Consider the following 6,090-nt stretch of genomic DNA (forward strand, 5'->3'; position numbering starts at 1 on the left):
GTGGCGCAACCCGGGCAGTGGCTCACCTATCAGGCGAAAGTGCGCAACGCCGGTCCGGGTGACGCGGTCCTGCCCGTGCTCACGATCCGGGTGCCCCGGGCAGAGAGGGGCCCGGCGAGGCGCTGCCGCTGTCTCCCGGGGACGGGGACGGCGAGGGCTTGAGGGTGTCGCTGGGCGAGGGCAGGGGCGGCGGCGTCGGCACGAACATCGTCGGCGGGAGCGGGCGGGAGGGCGGCGGCAGCTCGTCCCCCCTTCCGAGCAGCAGCCACGCGATCGCCCCGGTCAGCGTCAGCAGCGCCACCAGGACCGACATGGCCACCAGCACGGCGCGCCTGGTCTCGGTCGCCGGCGGCGCGGGCGGCGGCGGGAGCGGGATCGCCGGGGCACGGTCGCCCAGCCAGTAGGGGACGAAGTCGGGCCCGTGGGTCTCGCCGATCAGCGTGCCGCTGACCAGCACCGTCTCAAGGAACCACTCGGCGCCGACGCCTCCCGGCGTGTAGGGCACCGCGACCCACGGCGCGAGCCCGTCGTCGATGGCGATGATCTGCGGAGCGGCGGCCGGGCCTCGCCCTCGGGCACGCGCGACCCAGCCCCTGACGCCGCGGGCGGGCCCGGCCTGGCGGATCGCCGTCAGGAACCGCTCGCGTGCCGCCGCGTCGAGGGCCGCGCCCCGGGTCAGCAGCGCGATCGAGACCGCGCGCCCCCCGGCGTCCTGCGCGAGGTAGACGAAACCCGTTGCGAGCGCCTGGAGCCGCGCCTGCACGACGTAGGCACCCAGCCGGGGCGGGTCGCCGTACTGGAGCGGAGTGGCCACGGTTGCCATGAAAGCACACCTCGACACTCGGCTCACCGTGACGGTGCCGTGCACCTTTGCGCCGTGTTTGATGGAATGGCCGCATGACCGTTGCGGAAGAACGCAGTGACGGATCCGGGCCGGACGAAGGTGCCGACGCGGACCTCCGTCTCCTCCAGCAGTCCCTCACAGAGGTCCGGCGCGTCATCGTCGGCCAGGACCACATGATCGAAAGACTGCTGGTGGCGCTCCTCGCCCGCGGTCACTGCCTTCTCGAAGGCGTGCCGGGCGTCGCCAAGACGCTCGCGGCATCGACCCTCGCCACCGTGGTGGGCGGCACCTTCGCCCGCATCCAGTTCACCCCCGACCTCGTGCCGAGCGACATCGTCGGCACCCGGGTCTACCACCCGTCCAGCGAGAGCTTCGACGTCGAGCTCGGGCCGGTGTTCGTCAACTTCCTGCTCGCCGACGAGGTCAACCGGGCGCCCGCCAAGGTGCAGTCGGCCCTGCTGGAGGTCATGGCCGAACGTCAGGTCAGCCTGGCCGGGCGCACGCATCCGCTGCCCCGGCCGTTCATCGTGCTGGCCACGCAGAACCCCATCGAGTCCGAAGGGGTGTATCCCCTGCCCGAGGTGCAGCGCGACAGGTTCCTGTTCAAGGTGCGGGTGGTCCATCCCACCGCCGGCGAGGAGCTGGAGATCCTCCACCGCATGAGCGTCTCCCCGCCGCTGCCCGGACGGGTGCTCGACCCCTCACGGCTGCTCGCGCTGCAGAAGCTCGCCGACCAGGTGTCGGTACACCAGCTCGTCGCCGACTACGTCGTACGGCTGGTGATGGCGACCCGATCCCCCGCCGAGTACGGGCTGCGCGACCTGGAGGAGGCCATCGAGATCGGGGTCAGCCCGCGCGCGACCCTCGGCCTGGTCGCGGCGGGCCGCGCGCTGGCGCTGCTGCGCGGGCGCGACTACCTGCTCCCCGACGACGTGCGCGACGTCGCGGTGGACGTCATGGGGCACCGCCTCATGCTCACCTTCGACGCCCTCGCCGACGGGGTCGACCCCGAGGACGTGGTGCGCCAGATCCTGGCCTCCGTGCCGCCCCCGCTCGTCGTCTGGAACCAGGCCCAGCGGTGATCACCAGGGAAGGTCCCGAGGCGCGCTCCGGACGCGAGGGAAGCCCCGAGCACGCCCTGCGCCGCCTGGAGCTGACCGTGGTGCGCCGCCTCGACGGGCTGCTCCACGGGCAGCACCAGGGGTTGGTCCCTGGCGCCGGCAGCGAGATCGGCGACAGCAGGGTGTACGTGCCGGGTGAGGACGACGTGCGCCGCATGGACTGGTCGGTGACGGCCCGCACGACGATCCCGCACGTCCGCGACCTGGTCGCCGACCGCGAGCTGGAGACGTGGGTGCTGGCCGACCTGTCGCCGAGCATGGACTTCGGCACCGCGGCGATGGAGAAGCGCGACCTGGTGATCGCGGCGGTCGCCGCGATGGGCTTTCTGACCAGCCGCGTCGGTGACCGGTTCGGCGCGTACGTCATCCACGGCGACCAGGTACACCGCCTCCCGGCCCGCACCGGCCGTCCGGCGATGTACGCGCTGCTGCAGACGCTTCTGGACGCGCCACGGGGGATGCCCGCCCCCGGTCCCACGCGCCTGGCCGACGCGATCCGGCTGCTCGGCGCCGCGCGCCGCAAGCGGGGCCTGCGCGTGATCGTGTCCGACTTCCTCGACCTCGGACGGGGCGGCGACCCGGGCGGTGAGCGCGAGTGGGAGCGGCCGATGCGCCACCTGGCCGCCCGCCACCAGGTTCTCGCCGTGGAGGTGATCGACCCCCGCGAGCTTGAGCTGCCCGACGTGGGACTGGTCGCCCTCACCGACCCGGAGACCGGGCGCACGCGCGAGATCCACCTGTCGCCGAAGATCCGCCGCGACTACGCCGAGGCGGCCGCGGCGCAGCGGGAGGCCACCCGGGTGGCGCTGCGCCGGTGCGGAGCCGGGCACCTGGTGCTGCGCACCGACCGCGACTGGGTCTTCGACATCGCGCAGTACACGCTCAGGCACCGGCGCACCGCCCACCTCGCCGGGCGGCACCCCACCAGGAGGGCAGGCGCGTGATCTTTCTCTCTCCGGGCTGGCTGTGGCTGTTCGCGGCGCTCGCCCTGATCGTGGGCGCGTACATCTACCTGCAGTTCGTCCGCCGGCGGTACGCCGTGCGGTTCACCAACCTCGCCCTGCTCAGCCTGGTCGCCCCCGAACGGCCCGGATGGCGGCGCCACCTGCCCGCCGCGCTGTTCCTGCTGATGATGAGCCTGCTGGTGCTCGGCGCCGCGCGGCCGGCCGACGCCACGCGGGTGCCGCGCGACCGTGCGACGATCATCGTCGCGGTGGACATCTCGCTTTCGATGGAGGCGGCCGACGTCTCCCCGACGCGGCTGGTCGCCGCCCAGCAGGCCGCGCAGCAGTTCGTCAAGGATCTTCCTGAACGGTTCAACGTCGGCCTGGTGTCCTTCGCGCGCTCGGCCTCGGTGGTCATCTCGCCCACCACCGACCACCTGGCCGTGATCACCGCGATCGGCAACCTGTCCACCCGTCCGGGCACGGCCATCGGCGAGGCGGTGTTCAACTCGCTGGACTCCGTGCGCTCCTTCGACCAGCGGGCCGTGACCGACCCGCCGCCGTCGGCGATCGTGCTGCTGTCCGACGGCGACAACACCTCCGGCCGGTCGGTCAACGAGGCGATCCAGGCGGCGGCGGGGTTCCACATCCCGGTCTCCACCATCGCCTACGGCACGCCGGACGGCACGGTGAGCATCGACGGCCGCGACGTGCAGGTCCCGGTCAACAAGGCGACGCTCCAGTCGCTGGCCGACGGCACCAGCGGGCGCGCCTACACCGCCGAGTCGGGGGACGAGCTGCGCGACGTCTACAGCCAGATCGGCAGCTCGCTGGGCTACCGCGTCGTGCATCAGGAGATCGGCCAGTGGTTCACCGTCGCCGGCATCCTCGCCGGCCTCCTGGTGGCCGCCGCCGCCATGCTCCTGGGCTCCCGCCTGCCCTGACCCCGCCCCGCGGCGGGCCCGCCGATCACGAGCACCGTCCCGCGGTTGGTAACGTCTCCACGTGACGTCCAAGGGGGCACATTACTTCGAGGAGCGGCCGGGCGCGGCCGCCCGGCCTGGCATGGTCGACGTGATCCTGCCCGACCTCCACCTGCGCCTGGCCACCGACAGCGGTGTCTTCTCCCCCAACCGGCTCGACGCGGGCACCCGGGTGCTGCTGGAGAGCGTGCCGGCGCCTCCCCAGGAGGGCGACCTGCTCGACCTCGGCTGCGGGTACGGCCCGATCGCGCTGACCATGGCGTCACGGGCGCCCGGGGCGACGGTGTGGGCGGTGGACGTCAACCGGCGCTCGGTCGAGCTGTGCGACCGCAACGCACGGACCGCCGGCCTTGACAAAGTAAGGTCGGCGCACGTGGACGACGTCCCGCCCGGCGTCCGCTTCTCGGCGATCTGGTCCAACCCGGCGATCCGCATCGGCAAGCCCGCGCTGCACGCCATGCTCACCCGCTGGCTCGACCGGCTCACCCCCGACGGCGCGGCCTTCCTGGTGGTGCAGAAGCACCTCGGCTCCGACTCGCTGCAACGGTGGCTCTCCGACCACGGCTGGGCCACCACCCGGGTGGCCTCCCGGTCGGCCTACCGCGTGCTCCGGGTCGCCGCGCGGCCCTCTCCGGACGTGACCGGCCCTTCGACAGACGACGTACCCCCAGGTGGCGGCGCCACCGGCGACGAGGAGCGATGAGCGCCCGATGAGCACAGGCACCCGCAGGCAGCTGCGCCAGACCGACGTCAAGCGGCTCAACCGCACCTGGCGCCGGGGCACGGAGAACCGGCTGTCGCTGATCCTTGAGTCGGTGACGGGCCCGTTCAACGTCGGCTCCATCTTCCGCACGGCCGCCGCGTTCGGTGCCGACGAGCTCTGGCTGGGCGGCAACGCCACCCCGCCCACCAACCCCAAGGCGCAGAAGACCGCGCTCGGCACCGACCGGCTGGTCCCCTGGCACGAGCCGGTCCCCGCCCTTGAGGCCGTACGGGCGGCCAAGGAGGAGGGCTACACCGTGATCGCCGTCGAGCTGACCGGCGACGCGGTGCCGCTCCACGAGGCGAGGCTCGACCGCGACGTGTGCCTGGTGCTCGGCAGCGAGGACCACGGCTGCTCCCCCGCCGTGCTGGACGCCGTCGACGAGGTCGTCTACATCCCCCAGATCGGCCGCGTCGGCTCCTTCAACGTCGGCGTCGCCGCCGCCATCGTCCTCGCCGAGGCCCGCCGCCAGGAATGGTCCTCCCACCCGGCCCCCACCGACTCTTGACCGGAGCATCCAAATGTCCAAATGAGCCTCAATCAAAGCAGCAAGGGCGAGCGAACAGTACGGACACGAAACCGCGTCTCCCTGATTCCTCATCCAGGTAATCGCACCGGCGTGCGCCGCGGCGAACTATTCGGACTGCGCTGGACGGATGCGGACCTGACCAGCGGCACCCTGACCATCCGCCAGGCCCTCCAGTACATCCCCGGCGGCATCGGCCTGGTCTTGGCCCCCACCAAGACCGTCAACTCCGAACGCCGCATCGCCCTGCCCGGCCCGTGCATCGACGCCCTGACCACTGACCGCGAGCACCAAAAGCACAAACGCGAAGCCATCGGCGCGGCCTGGCCCGAGACCGGGCTCGTGTTCACCACCCGCCACGGCGGGATGATCAACCCGGCCAACGTCAACCGCGACTTCAAGGCCCTGCTTCAACGCGCGGGCCTACGCACGATCCGCTTCCACGACTTGAGACATTCGTGCGCCTCACTCCTGCTGGACCAAGGCGTGGACCTCATTGTGATCAAGGAAATCCTCGGCCACGCCCACATCTCCATCACCGCCGACACCTACGCCCACGTCCGGCTCCGCCTACAACTCGACGCCATCGAACGCATGGCGGGCGCTCTCGACGACCACCCCCAAACGTTGCCGTCAGAAACGATCACAGCCGCTGTAGCCGTCCAGCCGTCAAACCAGGTTGGGCAGCTGATGAGATAGATCGTCACGACCAGTCAAGGTCGCGATCCTCCAGCACAGAATAATCAAACTGAATCTCATCGAAATGCTTCACCATCCAAGCGCGCCGCTCAGAATGTGAAACACCCCAAGCCCATTGCCGGGTAGCGGGCAGGAATCTCACCTGCCCGCCCCCACAGATCCGGACGTGAACCTCTCGATTCATCCGGCTCGTGCCGTCCAGTCGCCAGG

Annotated in this window: 8 protein-coding genes; 6 read left to right on the forward strand and 2 right to left on the reverse strand. The window is 71.5% G+C overall.

The window, feature by feature from the left end; all coding sequences use genetic code 11:
• Positions 1-79: 79 nt before the first annotated feature.
• A complete protein-coding gene (locus tag AB0B89_RS34200; protein ID WP_358561214.1) occupies positions 80-823 on the reverse strand; it encodes a hypothetical protein in 744 nt (247 codons plus the stop codon).
• A 74-nt stretch (positions 824-897) separates the two neighbouring features.
• On the opposite strand from AB0B89_RS34200, the gene AB0B89_RS34205 reads away from it, so the two are divergent.
• The 6 genes from AB0B89_RS34205 to AB0B89_RS34230 all read left to right on the forward strand — a co-directional run bounded on the left by AB0B89_RS34205 (position 898) and on the right by AB0B89_RS34230 (position 5,880).
• A complete protein-coding gene (locus AB0B89_RS34205; protein WP_358561217.1) occupies positions 898-1,926 on the forward strand; it encodes an AAA family ATPase in 1,029 nt (342 codons plus the stop codon).
• The gene (locus AB0B89_RS34210; RefSeq protein ID WP_358561231.1) at positions 1,926-2,909 is read left to right on the forward strand and encodes a DUF58 domain-containing protein; all 984 of its coding nucleotides are present in this window, start codon (positions 1,926-1,928) and stop codon (positions 2,907-2,909) included. The genes AB0B89_RS34205 and AB0B89_RS34210 overlap by 1 nt, the downstream gene beginning before the upstream one ends.
• Positions 2,906-3,853 carry a VWA domain-containing protein gene (locus tag AB0B89_RS34215; RefSeq protein ID WP_358561220.1) on the forward strand — a complete coding sequence of 316 codons (948 nt, stop codon included), beginning with the start codon at positions 2,906-2,908 and terminating at the stop codon, positions 3,851-3,853. Before AB0B89_RS34210 ends, AB0B89_RS34215 begins: the two co-directional genes overlap by 4 nt.
• Before the next feature lie 121 nt (positions 3,854-3,974).
• Entirely contained in the window at positions 3,975-4,595 is a 621-nt protein-coding gene (locus AB0B89_RS34220; RefSeq protein WP_358561234.1) for a methyltransferase, read from the forward strand.
• Positions 4,596-4,602: 7 nt separating this feature from the next.
• Complete coding sequence (locus AB0B89_RS34225; protein WP_358561222.1) at positions 4,603-5,163, forward strand: RNA methyltransferase; 561 nt, start codon at positions 4,603-4,605, stop codon at positions 5,161-5,163.
• A 21-nt stretch (positions 5,164-5,184) separates the two neighbouring features.
• The gene (locus AB0B89_RS34230) at positions 5,185-5,880 is read left to right on the forward strand and encodes a site-specific integrase (protein WP_358561225.1); all 696 of its coding nucleotides are present in this window, start codon (positions 5,185-5,187) and stop codon (positions 5,878-5,880) included.
• 4 nt (positions 5,881-5,884) lie between these two features.
• Here the strand turns inward: AB0B89_RS34230 and AB0B89_RS34235 are convergent.
• A partial coding sequence (locus AB0B89_RS34235; protein ID WP_358561228.1) for a hypothetical protein occupies positions 5,885-6,090 on the reverse strand: 206 nt, incomplete at its 5' end.

Origin of the sequence: Sphaerisporangium sp. NPDC049002 (genome assembly GCF_040649355.1) — a bacterium.
Lineage (GTDB): Bacteria > Actinomycetota > Actinomycetes > Streptosporangiales > Streptosporangiaceae > Sphaerisporangium.